Source organism: Pedobacter sp. (assembly GCF_965249885.1).
Lineage (GTDB): Bacteria > Bacteroidota > Bacteroidia > Sphingobacteriales > Sphingobacteriaceae > Pedobacter.
Genome location: NZ_OZ252254.1, coordinates 1637417 through 1657205 on the forward strand (window position 1 = coordinate 1637417; position 19789 = coordinate 1657205).

At 40.8% G+C, this 19789-nt stretch carries 16 protein-coding genes and 1 pseudogene; 4 read left to right on the forward strand and 13 right to left on the reverse strand.

The window, feature by feature from the left end; genetic code table 11:
* Positions 1-5: 5 nt before the first annotated feature.
* The 12 genes and pseudogenes from ACY2A0_RS06895 to ACY2A0_RS06950 form a co-directional block, all read right to left on the reverse strand.
* Positions 6-1424, reverse strand: coding sequence for a GspE/PulE family protein (locus ACY2A0_RS06895; protein ID WP_461788829.1), 1419 nt, complete (start codon positions 1422-1424; stop codon positions 6-8).
* A gap of 33 nt (positions 1425-1457) precedes the next feature.
* Positions 1458-1967, reverse strand: coding sequence for a hypothetical protein (locus ACY2A0_RS06900; protein WP_461788830.1), 510 nt, complete (start codon positions 1965-1967; stop codon positions 1458-1460).
* Positions 1967-2383 carry a type IV pilin protein gene (locus tag ACY2A0_RS06905; protein ID WP_461788831.1) on the reverse strand — a complete coding sequence of 139 codons (417 nt, stop codon included), beginning with the start codon at positions 2381-2383 and terminating at the stop codon, positions 1967-1969. Before ACY2A0_RS06905 ends, ACY2A0_RS06900 begins: the two co-directional genes overlap by 1 nt.
* Positions 2384-3189: 806 nt before the next feature.
* On the reverse strand, positions 3190-3432 hold the full coding sequence (locus ACY2A0_RS06910; RefSeq protein ID WP_461791303.1) for a hypothetical protein: 243 nt from the start codon (positions 3430-3432) through the stop codon (positions 3190-3192).
* Between the two features lie 88 nt (positions 3433-3520).
* Positions 3521-4051, reverse strand: a complete 531-nt coding sequence (locus tag ACY2A0_RS06915) for a hypothetical protein (RefSeq protein WP_461788833.1) — start codon at positions 4049-4051, stop codon at positions 3521-3523.
* Between the two features lie 99 nt (positions 4052-4150).
* A pseudogene (locus ACY2A0_RS06920) lies at positions 4151-4297 on the reverse strand (RHS repeat-associated core domain-containing protein); the annotation flags it as partial.
* Positions 4298-4314: 17 nt separating this feature from the next.
* A complete protein-coding gene (locus tag ACY2A0_RS06925; RefSeq protein ID WP_461791304.1) occupies positions 4315-4941 on the reverse strand; it encodes a hypothetical protein in 627 nt (208 codons plus the stop codon).
* Positions 4942-4985: 44 nt separating this feature from the next.
* Positions 4986-5828: an RHS repeat-associated core domain-containing protein gene (locus ACY2A0_RS06930; protein WP_461788835.1), complete on the reverse strand. Its 843-nt coding sequence runs from the start codon at positions 5826-5828 to the stop codon at positions 4986-4988.
* Between the two features lie 230 nt (positions 5829-6058).
* Positions 6059-6475, reverse strand: a complete 417-nt coding sequence (locus ACY2A0_RS06935) for a hypothetical protein (RefSeq protein ID WP_461788836.1) — start codon at positions 6473-6475, stop codon at positions 6059-6061.
* Positions 6476-6478: 3 nt separating this feature from the next.
* Positions 6479-9838: a DUF6443 domain-containing protein gene (locus ACY2A0_RS06940; protein ID WP_461791305.1), complete on the reverse strand. Its 3360-nt coding sequence runs from the start codon at positions 9836-9838 to the stop codon at positions 6479-6481.
* 43 nt (positions 9839-9881) lie between these two features.
* Positions 9882-13967 carry a DUF5977 domain-containing protein gene (locus tag ACY2A0_RS06945; RefSeq protein ID WP_461788837.1) on the reverse strand — a complete coding sequence of 1362 codons (4086 nt, stop codon included), beginning with the start codon at positions 13965-13967 and terminating at the stop codon, positions 9882-9884.
* A 13-nt stretch (positions 13968-13980) separates the two neighbouring features.
* Positions 13981-14328: a hypothetical protein gene (locus tag ACY2A0_RS06950; protein WP_461788838.1), complete on the reverse strand. Its 348-nt coding sequence runs from the start codon at positions 14326-14328 to the stop codon at positions 13981-13983.
* Between the two features lie 562 nt (positions 14329-14890).
* On the opposite strand from ACY2A0_RS06950, the gene ACY2A0_RS06955 reads away from it, so the two are divergent.
* Positions 14891-15097, forward strand: coding sequence for a YtxH domain-containing protein (locus ACY2A0_RS06955; RefSeq protein ID WP_461788839.1), 207 nt, complete (start codon positions 14891-14893; stop codon positions 15095-15097).
* Positions 15098-15142: 45 nt separating this feature from the next.
* Complete coding sequence (locus ACY2A0_RS06960) at positions 15143-15820, forward strand: class I SAM-dependent methyltransferase (RefSeq protein ID WP_461788840.1); 678 nt, start codon at positions 15143-15145, stop codon at positions 15818-15820.
* Between the two features lie 91 nt (positions 15821-15911).
* On the opposite strand, the gene pepT is transcribed toward ACY2A0_RS06960, so the two are convergent.
* A complete protein-coding gene (gene pepT, locus ACY2A0_RS06965; RefSeq protein WP_461788841.1) occupies positions 15912-17153 on the reverse strand; it encodes a peptidase T in 1242 nt (413 codons plus the stop codon).
* An 83-nt stretch (positions 17154-17236) separates the two neighbouring features.
* Between pepT and ACY2A0_RS06970 the strand changes: the two genes are divergently transcribed.
* The gene (locus tag ACY2A0_RS06970; protein WP_461788842.1) at positions 17237-17932 is read left to right on the forward strand and encodes a hypothetical protein; all 696 of its coding nucleotides are present in this window, start codon (positions 17237-17239) and stop codon (positions 17930-17932) included.
* Between the two features lie 68 nt (positions 17933-18000).
* Positions 18001-19746 carry a M14 family metallopeptidase gene (locus ACY2A0_RS06975; RefSeq protein WP_461788843.1) on the forward strand — a complete coding sequence of 582 codons (1746 nt, stop codon included), beginning with the start codon at positions 18001-18003 and terminating at the stop codon, positions 19744-19746.
* The last annotated feature ends 43 nt before the right edge of the window (positions 19747-19789 follow it).

The window sequence follows — 19789 nt, forward strand, 5'->3', positions numbered from 1 at the left end:
TTAATTTAGATATGCAATAGTAATGGAAATATTTCTTCTAGGGAGGTTTCGCCGTTGGCAAAAAGTTCAAAAGCATTCTGTCCCAAGGTTTTTATATTTCGGTTTTTCAAATGTTCGTCAATATACATATTCTCCTGTTTGATTTCAAAAGCCAATTCAGCATCTATAGGAATAACTTCATATACCGCTTTTCGGCCCTTATAACCAGTGAAATAGCACTGACTACAGCCTTTAGCTACAAACTGATGCTGTAATTTAACTGGAGGTGTAAATTGCTTTGGATATCCTTCTCCTTGGAAACCAACCTGTTGCTTACAAGCCGGGCATAACAAGCGAACCAATCTTTGCGCCACAGTAGTATTGAGTGTATTAGCAACTAGAAAACTAGGAATTCCCATGTCAATAAGTCTCGATACGGTACCCCAAGCGGAGTTAGTGTGGATAGTAGATAGCACCAAATGTCCCGTAAGTGCTGCTCTAATTGCCATATTCGCAGTTTCTGAATCACGAATCTCACCAACCATAATCACATCTGGATCTTGCCTTAAAAAGGTACGTAGTGCTGAGGCAAATCCCAGACCTATGTTTTCACGCAACTGTACCTGATTGATTCCTTCTAAAGTGTATTCGATAGGATCTTCAATGGTAAGGATATTACGGGTACTTTTATTTAACAGCTTCAAAGTAGCGTACAAGGTGGTGGTCTTTCCCGATCCTGTTGGTCCACTGATCAAAATAATACCATTTGGCCGCTGTACACCCTGCATGTAATGGTTCATACCATCAGCCGAAAGTCCTAAAGTGTTGAGATCGATATTTGTACTACTGCTGCTCAATAAACGTAGTACTACTTTTTCACCATGCAGCGTTGGCAATACCGAAACCCTTATATCAAAAGCGGCGTCATTATTATGTTTATAATGAATACGACCATCTTGTGGCAGTCGCTTCTCCGCAATATCCAGATTGGCCATAATCTTAATTTTGTTCACTAACGCTGGGTAATCTTCTTTTCCAACTTGATAGCGTTCAATCATCATTCCGTCTATCCTTACCCTTACTCTTGCCTTTTGTTCAAATGTTTCAATGTGGATATCACTACTTTTGAGTTTCTTAGCTTCATTGATCAATACCGTCAAAAAGTCATCATTTGCAGAAATTGCACTCAGCTGTTCCGAATGATTTTCATTTTCATTTTTCAAATAGTAGACGGCCAGCAAACGGTTAATCTCTACTTTGGACAAAGGTTCTAAAGCAATATCATAATTTAATACCACTTGCAGTTCGTCCGACAGGCCATTACCTATCTGTTCCTCATCGGCATATACCGACAATACATTACCGACCAATTGTTTAGGCACGATACGATATTGTACTGCTATGTCTTGATGGATGAGATGAAGCGTTTCTGTAGGAATAGCCATGGTTTGGTTTAGTAAGACAAGATAAAAAAATTTCTATAGCTTATAAAAGGATAGCAGCCAAGAATTTTCAGTTAGATCCACAGAAATAAACAAATGATCGACAACCATAGCCAACGCTAACAATAGTGCCTGCATACCGGCAAGCGGAATTTTTGGATTTTGCTTACGCATGTAAAATCCAAGCAAAACTACGAGTATCAAGCTACCGAGATAAAAAGCAAGGAAATTAGCGAAGGACAGATAACCGGCAAGCAAAATCAGAAAAAATAGATCGCCTTCTCCAAAGTAACCGGCAAATAAATTCACAAACCTTCGCTCTTTCAAAGCAAAGTATCCAAACAGCAAAAAGAACTGTAAAAGTAAAAAACCTAAGTTAAGCTGAAGATCTTGCCAAAAGATAGCTAAATTTTGGATTTGACACTTAAGTAAGACTAGCCCAGCACCAACTATCAAAAATAGCGAAACGGAAATCGCCCTAAATTTCCAATCTTGCCAAACCATCATCAACAGCAGCAAAATTATAGGTAGTTTTAACCACCACATTAATCCGGTATTACTTCTTTTAGGTTTTTATCCTGATCAATTTGCCATACATTGAAAGTCCCATTTCCGTTAAAATCAGCCACGGCAGTTGCCTTCGCAGTAAATGCACTATTATTGGCAGAAACAATTTCGATTTTATAATTGGCCTTACCATCTTTTCCGTCGCTACTCAATTTTTCTTGTATAAATCCAATTTCGTCCAAAGTAGTGGCATAGCGAGAATGCTCAAAAAAATAACTTTGTTGCAATTTAGCCAAATGTTCTAATTGTAGTTTGGCTTCTGTCGTTTTTGCTTTAGTAATGAGCGGCATTAAATTAGGTAATGCCAACAATACCAATATGCCTATGATTACCAGTACCACTAAAATTTCGGTAAGTGTATAGGCTTTGAGTTTTTTATTGAAGAGCTTTTTCATGTTTGTTTGTTTGTGCAGTGCTAAAGCGAACTTTGAACACATAACTAAGTTAGGAAAAATTGGCAACAAACGAAGCGGTTTTTTTGATATTCTCAAGCTGACAGAAAAATATCAAGAGATCGGTATTTCTTGGAAAGTTTTTGCTTATGATAACGCCGCTAATGACACATTTAATTTATGACTCCTAGAGTAGAGTAGGTAAATTAACTATAAATACCGATTGCCAATTCCTGCGTTGGAGTGTCGCTGAGCTTTGCCATCGATTTTCTCGAATACTACGATGAATAGACAACGTCTTCGGTTTTCATTTTGGATTGAAGTCGTCCTACGGAAAACTTAAACGAAACAGCGCTCGTCACATCGTAGATGAAACACCTCATCTCCTTTATCGGATTGCAAATTCGTTGATAGGAATTTCGAGAGCGGACGCTTGGGCTGTGGCGAGCAACTTTTACATCGGCGGGCTTCTGCATTATCTTCCTGCTCCTCAAGAATTGGCATCAATCCTTAACTCGTTCTCTGTAAGTCATTGGAATATCCTTCAAATCAGGGCACATCCTCTACATAGTAAAATTCCTCAGGCAGATATTTCCAGACGGAGTCTTCAGTTTAATTTTGGATCTAAGTGGCCGCCGAAATAGCGAACACTTAAACCAGAGGGCCGCAATTCTCACATCTTTGGGCTCGTAGTTCTATTCTTTAGCACAAGCACCGTTGCAATAATGCTTGCGCTAGACAAATTGCTTAAGCCATAAAGGGGCTAGAACAAGCTTAAGCCAGATGGGGCTTATAATTTTATTTGTTGATCAATGAGTTACTTTTTTGAACTGCAATACATTCCCTTTAATCCAAACTATCTTTTCTTTATTTAGAGGAAAAAAGTATTCTGCGTTTTTTGGAAGAGATGAGCTAAACATATCCATACCAACAGCTATAAATTTTGCTCCTCCAATACTAAGACTAACCCGGGGACTTTCCATATTATTTATTTTTTTCAATTTGATTTCTGATGACATTGAAACATCAAAACCAACAGAGTTCATCTTCATCAAATATTCATTTTTTTCAAACGTAACAGTGTCAGTAATACTATAAAACACTATTTGTTCATTGTTCTGATGATGATAACTACAATCCTTATTGCTTAGGCTTATAGTAGCCGCTATTAGCAGGATTAATACCCTTAACTGTACCATAACTTGGAATTTTATTTTGTAAATCTGATAATTTCATAACCTCTGGTTTTTGTTGCCAGCCATTCTTGGTATATACATATTGGGTACCATCACGGCTACGACCATAATCTACCGCACCATGCTGTGCAACATTTTTATCATCTGCAAAACGTAGCACCGTATTACCAAAAGTAGACGATGATTTATCCACGGGATTATAACCTGCAGACAAATCATTATCAAATTCATTTGCCGTTGGAATTCCAACTCCGACCTTAATATCCTGTCCCTGACTTCCAGAAATTGCAGCCCCCCAACAGTTATAGTTGTCCTCTGGTGTACTACCGGTTTTTGATGTACCAGAAATAGCCGCATCCAAAGTATAATCACTCGTAGAATTTTTAATCGATTGAGTAAACACGTTATCAAGAGTAAGTACTTGTCCCTTTTCAACTTGCGAAAGTTCCCCAACTAATCCTTGATTTTCTATCATATTTTGGGCTTCACTCTTCGAAACATTCAAATATTGAGCCAAAGTTAGTGCATTCTCGCCTTCTTCAGCAACAAGGTTACCATTCGCGTCTGGTACCTAAGGTGCCATTCCATCGGGGTCGATAAACCTGATCGGGTTGTTAAACGCATAGTTATAAGGACTATACCTCCGCATCTTCTCCGCCAACGGGCCCACCACATTCCACCTACCAATAATCGGGTCGTAGAACCTTGCGCCGTAGTCGTACTACATACCACAGATTTCTAATCTTTACATATGCCTACAACTCTCGCTGCACGGTCAAGTTTCGCAATTTTAAATTCATCTTTGTAGTAATTAAAATTCTTCTGCGTAGAAAACCATTCAAACCTTTTATCTCGCAGTGGAACATTGTAATTGACAAATCCTTTACTTTTATTTTCTTTTAGCCACTTTCTGTAAATCTCAAATATTTTACTGATTTTCTTTTGATCATTATTTATTTCTTCACCCGTTTGATTATCATAAAGAACGGGAAATGGGCAATAATTGGGTGAATAGGATGCAACTGTTAAAACTGTAAAAAGATAAAGCGCATCTATTTGTGTAGTGTAGAATTTAGTTAGAGGACGCTTATAAAATTTAGAGCCATAGTTACATACTTCCTTGGCACAAATACTTGTATCTCCTTCGAAAGACAATAATTCTTCCAATATTTCAATTTTCTCGTCATTTGAATATTCTGAGAATGTTTTATCGTATTGGTATTGACATAGCAAAAGTCCCACATTCTTTTTATCCTTAGAGATTGGCAATAAAGCGATTTTGTAACCAGATAACGGCTTCCCATCTATCAAACCACACGAAAGCGAGTGCTGTTTAATGATGTACTTATGCTCCTTTTTTAGCAAGAGGTGCTAAAAGAAATAAAAATAACAACAAGTTTTTCATAAAATCATTTTTTGGGCAACATTCTTACTCCCCCTTTAACTGTACCTGCATTTGTATTAATTATTTTGTCGGGGCCTTTTTTATTAAACAAAGTCGTAGATAATGATGACGAGCCTGCCGCTGTAGGACTATAGTTTCGAACATCTTCTAAAGTATTACCTGAACTCGCTTTTGCTATATCATTTTTTTGCACAAAACCGTCTTTCTCATTTTTTGCTGAGTGCCACAGCGAACCAGATTGTTTAATTGGATCTCCTTCTGAAATAGTAGCAACTGTGCCATTCTGAACCTTATCCGTTACTGTGTAATCATGTTCTAAAATTTTAGCGGCTGCATCATTATCAATAATAAATTTACCATCGGCAAGAGCAAGACCATGACAGTTACTAGCAAGACTCGGATTAGCTAAAATATTAACTGCTACTGAGCCTTCTTTTGTAGTATAAACGGCACCAACGACTTGTTGAACTTCTATCGCAGTACCATCATCAGCATAAATATTTACATAGTTATAGCTTAAAGTCAAAGAATTTCCGCCACCCAAATCTCTTGTTTCCATATTCTTATTCTTATCCACTTTATCATTGGGTGTTGCAATTATATTTCCATCTTTATCTCTTTCAATTGGCGCCATTCCATCTGGATCTACAAACCTTATAGGATTGTTGAAAGCATAATTATAAGGGGAATGCCTTCTCATCTTTTCCGCCAACGGATCCACGACATTCCACCTCCCTATTACCGGGTCATAGAACCTTGCGCCGTAGTCATACTGTCCCAGTTCGTCCTGCAGTTCCTTGCCGTTGTATCCCGCACGTGCGGGATTGTTCGTCCCGCCAATCACCACTTTCCTCAGTCCAAAGGCATAGTTTCGTCACGCTGCAATATCCGCACAGCACTGTTGTAAATATGGAAAGTTGTGCGCACATTTCCAAGGTGGTAAATGATTGCATTAGGACTCTATTTCCAGACGGAGTCTTCGATTTAACTTTGGATTTAAGTGGCCGCCGAAATAGCGAACACTTAACCCAGAGAGCGCCCAGAGAGCGCATCTGCCAACTGTAAGACGGTAATCTATTAGAAATTTACATTATTTTCATGAATGTAATTCTTATCCCATAGCTCATATAGTTTTATTGCCTCATCTAATACGAAGCAAATATTCTGTTCAAAGAAAATTAGGCTTTCATTCTCTGAGATAAAATGTTTTACAAAATATCTATTCTCTAATTCATCGTAGCTCTTGGTAACATAGAAAGAAAATACAGCTTCATCGGGTTTATCAATATAGACAAGTCCCATATTTCCTATAAATGACCCGTCATCAAGAATAAAATCAATAATCAAAGCATCACTTTCTTTAATAGAATTAGTTAGTTTCCAACCATATAGACTTAGCTTATTGATCATTATCTCTTGTATTGGAATCAATTGCTTTTCTATTTCTAGAAATTCATTATTACTAATATGGCTGTATATGTTATAATTAAGCATCTATTATTTTTTTAATTTGAACCCCCCAATTACAGGAAAGGGTTGGGAAATTATGGCCTCTCTACCCCCTCCAGGCTGACCATATTTAGGACGAGCAGTTGAATAAACACCTGGTCCGGAAGGGGATTTTGTTTGAAGTATAAATGACTCAAAGGTAAAAACTGCCAACTGCGGCGCATTAGGGAGAGCCAATTTAGATTGAGCTCCTCTACTAGATAAATACACATCGGGGGTAATGTATTTATTAGAAAATGTACCATTTCTATCGAATGGCAATAAATAACTTTTCCCATCGCCTGTAGTGTATATATTACCATACTCTGCTTCGGCCATATATCTGAATACAATTTTGTTTTGCTGGTTTTTTGGTTGTGTGTTCCAATTTGCCACCGCTGCCAAAAAAGCTTCCGTATCTCCCTCATTAAGATAATCGACTATTTGTTGGCTAAATTTCTGCTGCCTTACCGCTGCAGACTCATTGTCTCCTGATAGAAACAGCACACCTAGTAGACCATAAATTAATCTAGACGCTCCTGCTCTTAATGCTGTTGAAACAGTTGTTTCAACTACTTCACTTTCTGTGACCGCCCCAGCTAGAATAAAAGCATTATTTTTCTTTTTCTTTTTATCCGGATCCTGTACAGCAATCTGAGAGTCGAAAAAGTGCTGTCCATCCATCATTTTTTGCGCATCTGCATCTGCACTTTCCTCAAACGTACGCGTGTGGCTTCTATCTTCAGGCGCCATCCCATCAGGATCCGTAAATCGTATAGGGTTGTTGAAGGCATAGTTGTACGGTGAATGCCTTCGCATTAATTCAGCCAGTGGATCCACCGCATTCCACCTTCCGATTATCGGATCATAGAACCTCGCCCCGTAATCGTACTGCCCCAGTTCGTCCTGCAGCTCCTTGCCGTTGTAGAGGTATTTGTTCGTTCCCCCAACCGCCGCCTTCCTCAGCCCAAAGGCATAGTAGTCGTCTCGCTGCAATATCCGCACAGCACCGTTGTAAATATCGAAAGTTGTCCGCACATTTCCAAGGTGGTCCGAAAGATTATATCTATAGCTGTAGCTGCCGCCGCTGTTCAGCGCAACGCCCTCGGGCATCTGGATGAAGTCGATCACGCCATTGACATACTGGATCCCGTCCACATAGTCCGTCGTTTCAGTAGCGTTGGTAGTGGACACCTTCCGGAGCTTCCGTCCCGTGGCATCGTAGGTGTAGGACATGCTTAGCCCCGACCTGTTTGCCGCCTGCGGAAGGTTAAGGTGGTTGTAGGACAGCGTTGTGCCCGTGCGGCCATCGGTGGTGGCGTTGCCGTTGGCATCGTAGCCGTAGCTGCCCGTAAGCCCCGCTACCGACTGCAGCCTGTTGCCCACATAACTGTATGCCCTTGCCCCGGTGTTGTCCCTATTGAGGCTGGTAATATTGCCCATCACATCGTAGACCAGCTGCTCGGCCATGCCAGTGGCCGTAGCGTTCAGCAGCCTGTTCAGCCTGTCGTAGCCATAGGCGAAGCTGTTGGACGTACCGTTGGTGTACGCCTGCCCCGAGATGTTGCTGTTGTACTGCGGAAGCGTGCCGTTATCGTACTTCAGTTCCATGGAGAATTCGCTACTGGTGCTGTTCCGCAGCCAGCCCCGCTCGTTGTAGCTGTAGGCCGTAGACTGTATGCCGTTATGTAGTTTCTTCTGCCTCAGCTGCCCGATCTCGTTGTACAAGCTCTCGCTGACCACCGTAGGTGCCGCACCGTTGATGCTGTGGGCGGTGATCCTCGGACGCCCCATGTGGTCGTAGTTCTGTACGGTGGAGATGGTGGTGGCGGCCGATCCGTCCACGTGGTGGATCCGTTCGGTAGAGGCCAGCGTGCCGTCGAAATCCCACACGTTGTCCACCTCGTCGTAGCTGTTGGCGCTGACCGCACCGCCCTTGTAGTGCTGCACGAAGGTTTTCTTCACCCTCCCATAGTTGTCATAGTAGATGATGCCCAGCAGGCTGTCACCGGTGCCAAGCACATTGGTCAGGCTGCCGGTGGCAAGTCCCCTTGTCATATCGCTCTTTCCCACATACTGGTACTGTGGCGTTGCCGAGCCGGGGAAGTCGTACCGGTCGTAGTAGCTCACCGTAAGCCTGGTGTAGGCATATTCGGAATGCCTCGGGTAGGAAACATCGGTATAGTCCCCATTGGCGGGCCTGCCCTCCCACAGGGGATGGTCGGGAGCGGTACCGTCGCTCTCGGCATCCACTTCGGCCTGCATATACGTCCGCTGTCTGGGAACGGCCGTGGCGAACATGCCGGTCGTTACCGTACGCCCAAGGGCGTCGTACTTGGTGAACGACCACTGGTTGCCCGCCCTTTGGTTGGCGTCCTGGCTGAGCACCAGCTGGTCAAGCCTGTTGTAGACCATGTACTCCCAGCCCCTGCCCGGTATCTTCTTCTCCACCAGTCTGCGCCTGCCATCATAGCGGTAGCCGTAGATGGACTGGTCGAACACCGCCTGCGTCTCGTCGAAGCTGCCGATGTCCTGCCCGTTCCCGTTCACCGCAGGGGGAAGCACATAGCGGAGGTTGCCCAGGTCGTCGTACACATAGTACGTACTCAGGCTTTTTGTGCTGGTCTCCCAGGTCCGCCTCAGCACCACCCTGCCATCAAAATCCCTGTACTCTTCGGTAGTGCCGGCATTCCCATCGGCGGCCTTCCAGTTCTCGTCCCCGATGGTCGTTTTATAGAGCCTGCCGGGCTGGTAATAGCTGGAAGTGGCGCCGTTGCCGGCGCCGTTGATGCTCCACAGCTTCACCTCGTTTGCCGAATTGGTGCCGTAGGCCGTACGGACCGTATGGTCGTCGGCAGCCCCGGCCGAGGGCTGCCATGCCGTGCCCGGGAAGCCCTGCTTCACCACTCGGTTCAGTGGGCTCGGCTCGAAAACCGTGATGCTGTAGGGGCTGGGGGTCTTCACCACGTTCGCGTCCCACCCGCCGGAGGGTTGGTAGTACTGCCCCTGCGTGGTGATGCCGGTGGGCTTATAGCCCCCGTCGCCAGCCGTCTGCTCGGCATAGGGAAGGTACTTCTTCGCCTCACGCCCAAGGGCATCGTATTCGAAAACCTGTACCAGATCTTTTCCGGTGGGGCTGCCCTGCCAGGTCACCGTCTGCAGCGGCCGGCCAAGGCCGTCAAAATATTGGATCGTCCGGTTGGCCTGGCCCACAGTAAGGCCGCTCAGGGAAGCGACAGTAGTCTTCCCAGGTACCTTTACCAACGTCTCCATCACGTAGTTCTGCGTGGCAGAGGGGGTTTGGGCGTACGTCAGCTGCCCGATTAGCAGAAGGGCCAAGGTTGGTATGGATAGGTGGTATGTTTTCATTGGGGATGTTTTTTGGTACGACTTAATGTTGTATTGATATTGGTCAGTACGGCGTAACGTACAGATATTGGTAGGAGGTGAAAGCCATCTCCGGGAAGCCTACACGGGTGCCCGCCATAGACTTGCCGCCAAGGTAGAACATGTAGCGCCCCTGGTAGTTGGATTCGTTGACCGATACCGAATAGGTGCCCTGCGGCAGGCCGGTTATCGCATAAGAGCCGTTGTTAGATATGGAGTAGGAATAGTACTGGCCGGTGGACACGTTCCTCAGTTCCAGAAGGAAAGACCTGCCGCTGGGAACGGAATAGCCGAGGCTGAACGTGGCAAGGCACTGCCCCTGGGCATTGGCATAGTTCTGCCCGTTGGCGGCAATGTCCGCCGCGGCCAGCGCATCGGCGGACGCCTGGCTGGTGGCCGAATAGGCGCCCTCCGGCACGGTATACGTCACCGTCGAGCCGGCCTGTCCGGACGGACAGTTGTTCCTGGTGAACGCCTGGCTCCTGGATGCGCTCCTGTAGGTCTTCGCCGCCTCCTCGCAGCTTATCGGCTGCCCGGCATAGCCGTAGCAGTACGTCTTTACGATGTTCTGCCTGTGGTCCCTGACCAACCGCAGCCGCTGGAAACCGTCGTACTCATAATAGGTCGTCATCCCCTTGGCATCGGTCATGCTCGTCATGCCTACCAAGGGCTTATAGGTGTAGGTCATAACTTGGGAATTCCTCAATAATTCGCTATCTCTTAGCAACTTAGTCCAAGCTCTAATTTGTTGATCGGTTGGATTACTAGCAGAAAAATCATCGACTGCCGCCCGCCCACCAAGAACCGAACAAACTGTTTCAAAATCCGCATTTTTAATCTCCGCTATAGGATACTGATTATTATAGCTATATAAAAATGTAACATACATGCCGCTTTCGAAATGATATTGCAAAATATTTCCGAACGCATTGTACTTATCGTAAGATAATGTCTTTTCTAGATTTCCAATAAGGGGTATAGCAACGTTGTTATTAGGAAAATTAGCTTGGTAAAAGTATTTCGGCAACAAAATATTACCAGAAGACTCGTCCTTTGTATATATCGTCTTTTCTTCATATGTTTTGTTGTTGTTCTTGAACTTTTGTGTGATAATTGGTGTACTTATCCTATTATCTAACACGAGTTGAGACATAAAAGGCTCCGAGATTAGATCTGAAGGATATAAAAATTTTGTAGTTAGTACTTCATCATTAGAAGTAATTGTCTCGGTTTTACTAAGTGCCAATGATGTTGGTACACTTTCATAAAAATAATTTTCTTGTTGGATGATCGGTATACCTCCATCGTAATTTCTAGTTGTTTTTGACCTAATTTTATCAAAACCAGTATACGACTTGAAGTAAGGAATCTTAGCCATAGGAGAGACCCAAGCATTATAATTTAGGTTAGTTCCAACTCTCTCTGCATAAACCGCCGAAAAGTTATCGAAACCGTATAAGGGGGTTAGTAGATTAACATTATTCATTACAATCGGATTATCAAACCTCCGATCTGGCTCAATACTATATTTACTATCGTCAAACCCAATTCTATCGTAACCTCTAGCTATAAGGCTTGTATTTATTTCTTCGGTATAACCTTTATCTGTTTCATTATCCATTCCGTGATAATCAAAAATTTCTTCTTCCAAAAGCTGATCATTTTTATACTTCTTAGAATACAAGAGCTTTCCACTTTGCCAGGTCCTCGGCTCCATTTCGCTGTAATATTCTTTTAAATAACCATCTCTATTGCTTTTTTTAAAACTGTATCCAAACTCCTCTTTTATCTTCGTCCCTTCACTTATGATATACTTAGATACGTTGCTGTAGCCAACTACATTGCCTTGGGTTTTAGTAACGGAAAATACCGGATTCGAAGAAATTCTATATCCATAATACGGCTTTGTCCCTCCGGCTTGAGTACCAATAATATATTCCTTATATTCTGGAATATTTAAAGTATGACCTGAAGGATAGTTACCGTCTGCCGTGTACTCATATAAAGTTTTATACTCGTTCTTTTTATCCCTGTCAATAATCTCTCTAATTCTAAGGCCACCGACTCTAATATCACTGAAGTTTTTTGTTCTATAGCTCAACTTCACGGTTGTGTTATGTCCATAACTAACAGTGTTGCCATACTGATCGTACCAAGTATTCATAATATAAGCGGGCGGTGTGGTCATTCTTACATATAGCCTATATGTTCCATCGGACAAATAAGGAAGCTTCGCTCTTAACACATTTCCCGAATAGCTATTCCGGTCAGAACTTGCTAGATTATAAAAATCAGAAAATCCCTCTCCTTCTTTCTTTTGCAATCCAAAATCTATTCTGTATGCCCACAAGTTGAGTTGCGAAACTGTTACTTTGGGATTAATAAAAGTTGTTTCTATAAAAAGGCCGGGCTCTCCAGTCATCAAGTCATTGAAGTCTTTCACATTAAATTCATTTGAATAAACAGTTTTTTGTGTGCCATTATTATTAACTTGATTTGGAGCTGGAAAACAGTCTACTAATGTTTGGCCCCTAATCGTAGTTTCTTGGGCAAATACATTGAATCCATCATTGGAAATATCTTTCATTTTTGAGAACAATTCATGCCAACTAACTTTGTTATCTTCAAAAACAAATTCTCTTTCCCCTCCAGAGGGAAATTTTATTTTTTTTATAGTAAAAATTTTATTCGTTGAAGAATTAATCTCTCTAGTATTGTAACTGGAGTAACTTAGCGGTTTAAAGCCATTACTTTCCAAGGGAATTAGAGATGACGGAATTAAAGATTGATTATAGTCAGCGCCATTATAGTACCCCCAGTGGTCTCTTCCGAGACTTTTTTTATTTGGGATTTGTGCGGCGGTATAATACTCAAACCTATATCTTTCGACAACATTGGATCCCGAGTCATTAATCGATATGGAATCGAGTTTAAGTCTGTTACCATCTTTATCACTAGAACCTGAGGTAAAATAACTTTGATGAAATTTAAAACTTTTCAGCTTTACATTATTTTCGTTATATAAAACAATTTCGCTGAGCCTAGGAGCGGGCAGGCCCGCATTTGGATAATTAGAAGAGGTGAGGTTTAAATCTGATCGGTCCCTAACATAAACAAACATTAGATAGCCTTGCTTAAAACGCACTGTTTGCAATAATTGTTCAGTAACAAAGTAGGATCCACCACCGCCTTCTTCAGAATATCCTCCGCTAGGATAAGGAACTCGATATTCACGTGTATAATCATGTTGCTTTTCATAAGTATTAGGTAGATATTCAAAATTGATTTCGCTGCTTTTTGTGGTTACTATTTTCTTGACAAACCAGCTTTGATCAAAAGGCGTAAATAATTCTTTAGTATATTCTTTTGCATCGTCACCTAAAATGACCTTAACCCCATCGTTAGTGGTTATGGCAAATCGTTGAAGAATGCCTCCTGAAATTGATTTTTCAATTTTTATATCGTCCAATGGAAACGTTATGAATTTAGCTGACGATTGGTTAAATTTAAAAAGCCCGCTATTACCAAGTATATTGTAATGAAAATCATCGGGCCTTAAATCAGTAACAAGAATCCCACTGCCTTCCTTATATGGATTATTAAAAGTGTTTACATTATGGTAAATTTCTCCACGTTTCTTATATAGGTCCAAACTGTTTGGATAAGTCCAATAGGGGTATGTCAAAACAGCAGGCGCAGGCCCATATAAGTTGTAGTTTTTAGGCAGATCCTCCGTTAATTCGTTTATTTTATACTGCTCTAAAAAAAGTCCTCTCTCGTCTGGTCTCCCGTTTGCACTTCTAATTATCGATCCTCCCCAGTTTAGCCTTATTCCTAAACCTATTGCAGTTGCCTCTTCATTTACAAAAATGCCGCTTGTGTTGAATGAAATGCTAATAGGAATCGTAACGCCATCTTGCAAGATTGTATAAATTGGAATGGTCACATCAGGCTGTCCTGTATAGTACGAAACTGGCGCCGCTACAGCTTTAAATAACGCTGTTGTTTGCGGTGGCGCAGGAACGTCTACTACTTTCGACGACTGCTGGGCATTTACAGAGCTTACGATTGAAATTAAAATAGTTGTGGTTATTAATATCTTTTTTCTCATCTCTTTTCTTAGTTTAATTAGATGTGCAATCAGATACAATAACTTCTACCAACTTTGCAATTAATAGCCCACTGCATGTTCCAACCCAACTGGCCATCTTAGCTACCTTTATACCGCCAGCGTAATAGCTTAAAGAAATGGGGAGCTCAATAGAATCTTCTTTAAAAACATAAAGGGGGATGTTAACTAGAGGTATACTGATATGATAGTTAACAGGGATATCAACAAATTTACCCAAAGACGCTGCGTTAGGTGATGCAATATTTACTTTTGGATATTCAGCCTGTGCATTTAGCTCCTTATCGGAGAAAAAAAGCATAGCCGTAAAAATTCCTATTGCATAAAGATTTACTCGTTTCATAGTTTATAGTTAGATGTGGGGTTTTTACAGAAAATTTTTAATCTTCTCTGCTGGAAAACTTCAATATTTAAATATGCGAATGCCGAAAAAGCTTTGCCTTAAATAAAAGTTACTATACAGTGAGAAAAAAAATCAATACTTGACGCTGTAGTCGGCGAAGCCTAGAAAAAAAGCTGATTTTGAGAGAAACTCGCCAAATAATTTAATGGCTGGAATAAGATGATTTTTCATAGAATAGGTTTTTAATAGTTTGATCCGCCAACAACAGTAGATTTTTTGGAGACAGATGTAAGAACAAGTTTAAATGAATTTATATAATAATGCAAATTTTTTTTATTTCTGTTTTTGAGAATCCACTTAGAGGCTTTTCAATTAACATAACTTTAGCAATTAGACCTTTTCATCTTTCCAATCCTTATATAGCCGACGCCTCTTCTTAAAACTTCAATATTGAATTTCACCAATAAAGTCTCCGTACCAAACTGAATATCTTTACTTTTTATCAAATCCCAAAAACAATACTGCCCTGCCTCCGTTTTTTAATAAATAAAGAATTTTAATTATGACAAAGCAAACAAAGATATTAGGTGGTGTTTTAGCGGGGATAGCTTTAGGCGCCGTAGTAGCATTAGTAATCTCATCGGATAAAGACAGCCATATGAAAAGCAAAATTGGTGATTGGTTTTGCGATTTATTCGACAAATCAAAAGACAAGCTAGCTGATGTAGCTGACATGGTGAAAGACAAAGCACAGCAAATTAAAGCATAAGCTTTTTGCACAAATTTTATAAAGGGCGTTTCCGTATCTTTGAAAATGGATATTTACGGAAATGCCCTTTTTGATTTTTACACTGCTGGCAAAGCCGAAGTTTTATGGCTTCATAACTCATACGATGAACCAGAGGAGATGCCGGTAGACGTTTTTTTCAGGAATAAGGAAGAAATGCCTGAAATAGAACTTAAAGCGATACAACTGTGCCAAGGAAAAATATTAGATGTTGGGGCAGGAGTAGGTAGTCACGCTATAATTTTGGATAGTAAATTTAACGTAACCGCTATTGACATCTCTCCAATTGCAGTTCGGATAATGAAAGAGCGTGGCGTTAAAAATCCACTCCTAAAGGACTTCTTTCAGGTAGGCGAAAAATATGACACGCTACTTTTTATGATGAACGGAATTGGATTAACTGGGACACTACAAGGATTTGAAGACTTTCTACAAAGGGCCAAAAACTTACTTAATCCAAACGGACAACTATTATTTGATAGCTCAGACATTTCCTACCTATACGAAGATATGCCGATGCCTACCGATCATTATTTTGGGGAGATTAGCTACTGCTACGAATATAAGAAGCAAAAGGGCAGCTGGTTTAATTGGCTTTATATTGATCCAACTACGTTGAAGCGCCTATGTAAGCAGTATGGCTGGAATTGCAACATTGTTTATGTAGACGAAAACGATCAATACTTGGCACAACTTACGCTGTAAGTTAAGATTTTAGTGTTACGAATTACGATTGAAAAGCATTAACGCATAGTCAAAGTGAGCAAATCGTAAACCTAAAATCGTTATCCGTTAACTAATTCCTTTCTTCCCATACCTGTACTAAATGTACAATAGTTTCAACTGCTTTTACCATATCCTGTACGGCCACCCATTCTTGCTTACCATGAAAAGCATGACCGCCAGTAAAAATATTCGGACAAGGTAAACCCATAAATGACAAACGGGAGCCATCTGTACCACCGCGTATGCTACGTGTTACAGGGTTAAGGCCAGCTCTTTTTAGGGCCTCAATGCCATTCTCCATAATTTCTGGGTACTGATCAAGCACCGCTTTCATATTACGGTACTGCTCCTTAATGGTCAATGTGTAGCTAGATTTTGGATAGCGATCCATCACACTTTTTACGGTTTGCTCTAATGTATCGCCATGGGCTTTCAATAACGTATTATCAAAATCACGCAAAATAAAGCTCGCTTCTGCATGCTCAACGTTACCACTCATACCAACAGGATGAATAAAGCCTTCCTTCTTCGATGTTGTTTCAGGAGTTAAATCCTTTGGCAGGGCGTCGATAATTTCCGCTAAAATTTTAATCGCACTTTCCATTTTTCCTTTGGCAAAACCAGGATGGGCACTTACGCCATTAATAACCAACTTGGCTCCGTCGGCAGAGAAAGTTTCATCTTCGATAGATCCTAATGTTTCACCATCAATAGTATAGGCAAAATCGGCGCCTAACTTATTAAGATCAACTTTATCTACCCCACGCCCAATTTCCTCATCAGGGGTAAACAAAATTTTAATTACACCATGTTTAATTTGCGGGTTTTGTACCAAGTAAGTTGCAGCCTCCATAATTTCGGCTACACCAGCTTTATTATCGGCACCTAAAAGTGTAGTGCCACTAGCAGTAATGATATCATTCCCGATTTGATTTTTTAAATCTCTGTGCTCATCCATCCTTAAAACCACCGACGGATCATCCGGCAAAATCAAATCTTGCCCTTGATAATTTTGATGGATAATAGGCTTTACGTTTTCGCCGCTGCTATCAGGCGATGTATCCATGTGGGAACAAAAACAAATTACCGGAACTTTTTTGTTTGTTGTTGAAGGAATGGTGGCATAAACGTAGCCATATTCGTCTAAATGCGCATCTGCTAAACCTAAATCCAATAACTCACTAACCAGTAGCTTGCCTAAGTTTTTTTGTTTAGCTGTTGAAGGAATAGTAGTCGAAGAAGCATCAGATTGCGTATCTATTTTAACATACTCTATAAACCTTCTGGTTGTAGAATCAGCGTTTATTTTCATATCTTGCATAAATTCAAAGATATTGTTTATTTTTTTGATTAAAGATTATACTTTTGTAGAGCAAGCACTTAATTTATAACAACTTGAAAAAACGATACTTAGCTATATTATTGATCTTTTTAACGGCTACTGCGTTTGGCCAATCAAATTTTTATAGGTTGAGTTTAGGTGGTGGTGCAGGTGGCACCATACCTTTTGCCGATATCACCAAACCATCAATATCTGTAGGATATGTTGGGAATCTAGATTATCATTTCACTCCTTTTATTACTGCTGGTTTAGAGGTGCAAAAGGGAACCTTAAAAGCTGGACCTGACGATTACGAAAGAGCTTTTTCTAATTCTTACCTTGCGTTTAATGCAAATGTAAAGGTGAGAGCCGGTGAGTTTACAGATTTTTATTATAGCGATTTTTTAAACTATACTAAAGGTTTTTATTTGGGTACGGGTTTTGGGATGATCCAGAACAATGTGACTAACATAAAAATACAGTCTAAAACAGGTTATGCCTTCGCTTTAGCCGATGACAAACCTAATTTCGCCATTCCTATTAATGTTGGTATTGATTTTTATTTCCCTGATGGATGGGGAGATATCCGATACATTCTTAACTTCAATTACCAAGCTAACATAACATTTGGAGAAGGGTTAGACGGTTATGATGACACCAAAGGCCCTCGTAGAAATCTAGGCAGTGCTCCAGATATTTACAATTTCCTCTCCGTAGGTTTTAAATATACCTTTGGTCCTAAAGGCCTAACATCTAAATCAATCAGATAATTTGTTTTCCTTTTGAGATAATGTACTTCTTGTAAAACAAAAAGCTATTTTTATCCTCAAATCATCAAATGATGCGGATAAATTTAAGTTTGCTTTTTGCATTTAGTACATTAAGTGCTTTTGGACAGTTAACTCCTTTCGAAAAAAGTGGAAAAACGGAAACTACCACTTATGATGAAGCGATTAGCTACTATACTGCTTTAGCTAAATCATTCCCTAAACAGGCCAAATTATTGCGTTATGGCAGTACTGATTTTGGCAAACCACTCCATTTACTCGTGCTAAATAAAAATGGATGGTTTGAGGCCAAACAAAGTAAGTTAAACAATAAGAGGGTTTTGCTAATAAACAATGGCATTCATCCTGGTGAACCCGAAGGCATTGATGCCAGCATGATGTTAGCTAGAGATCTGCTAAAAAATGGAAGCCTGCCTAACAATGTCACCATCTGCATTATTCCAGTTTATAATATCGATGGTAGTTTTAACCGCACTGGCACTTCAAGGGCCAACCAAAACGGACCCATTGCTTACGGCTTTAGAGGCAATAGCAAAAATTACGATTTGAACCGCGATTTCATCAAAACTGATTCCAAAAATTCAGCTACTTTTCAGCAGATATTTAACATTTGGCAACCCGAAATTTTTGTAGATACACATACCAGCAACGGTGCGGATTACCAATATACCATGACTTTAATCCCTACGCAAAAGGACAAATTAAATGCTACCCTTGCAGACTATCTCACCGAAAAGATGCTGCCTTATCTTTATAGCGCCATGAAAGGCAAAGGTTTTGAGCTAATTCCTTATGTAAATTCGATTGGTGAAACGCCTGATGAGGGTATTACTGGATTTATGGAAGGCCCACGGTATAGCACTGGATATGCAGCGTTGCACAACACTATCGGTTTTATGCCCGAAACGCACATGCTGAAACCTTTTGATAAACGTGTGGCTGCAACCTACAATTTATTGCAAACTTACGTTGATTTGGTGAACAAAGATGCCAAAATGATAGGTGAAGCCGTAGCTAAAGCGAAAGAACAGGTAAGTAGGCAAAAAAGCTTTGTGCTAGATTGGAAGCTGAACAAAAATAAGTTCGATGAAATTGAATTTAAGGGTTATGCAGCAAAGTATAAACCAAGTGAGGTTAGTGGTTTAAACAGATTATATTATGATAGAAACGAACCTTATACTAAAAGTATTAAGCAGTGGAATAATTTCGAACCAGCTTTAACCGTAGAAAAGCCCGTCGCATACATTATCCCAAAAGCCTGGACAAAGGTGATTGAGCTTTTGAAACTGAACAATGTGAAAGTGCGGCAGCTCAAAAATGATACCGAGCTCTCATTGGAGATGTATTACATTGCCGATATGAAAACGGCGCAAAAGCCATTTGAGGGACATTATTTGCACTCGGCGGTGAAGGTAGTGCCACAAATTCAAACCCTTAATTTTTATGCCGGAGATTTCGTAGTATTCGCCAACCAGCCAAGCAACAGATACTTGATAGAAACCTTGGAGCCGCAAGCACCGGATTCCTTTTTCAATTGGAATTTTTTCGACTCGGTTTTGGGACAGAAAGAGCATTTTTCATCTTATGTTTTCGAAGATACGGCCGCCAAATTCCTTCAAACTAATCCATCTTTAAAAGAAAAACTAGCGTTAGAAAAAGTGAAAAATCCGGATTTGAATAATAACGCTTATGCGCAGCTAGAATTTATCTACAAAAATTCTGATTATTATGAGCCTACTTTTATGCGTTATCCTATTGGCAGGTTGAATTCTGATGTAAAGTTAGATTTAAAATAACGTTTAATTGCCAGACTAAATTCAGCATCATTATTCTTAAAAT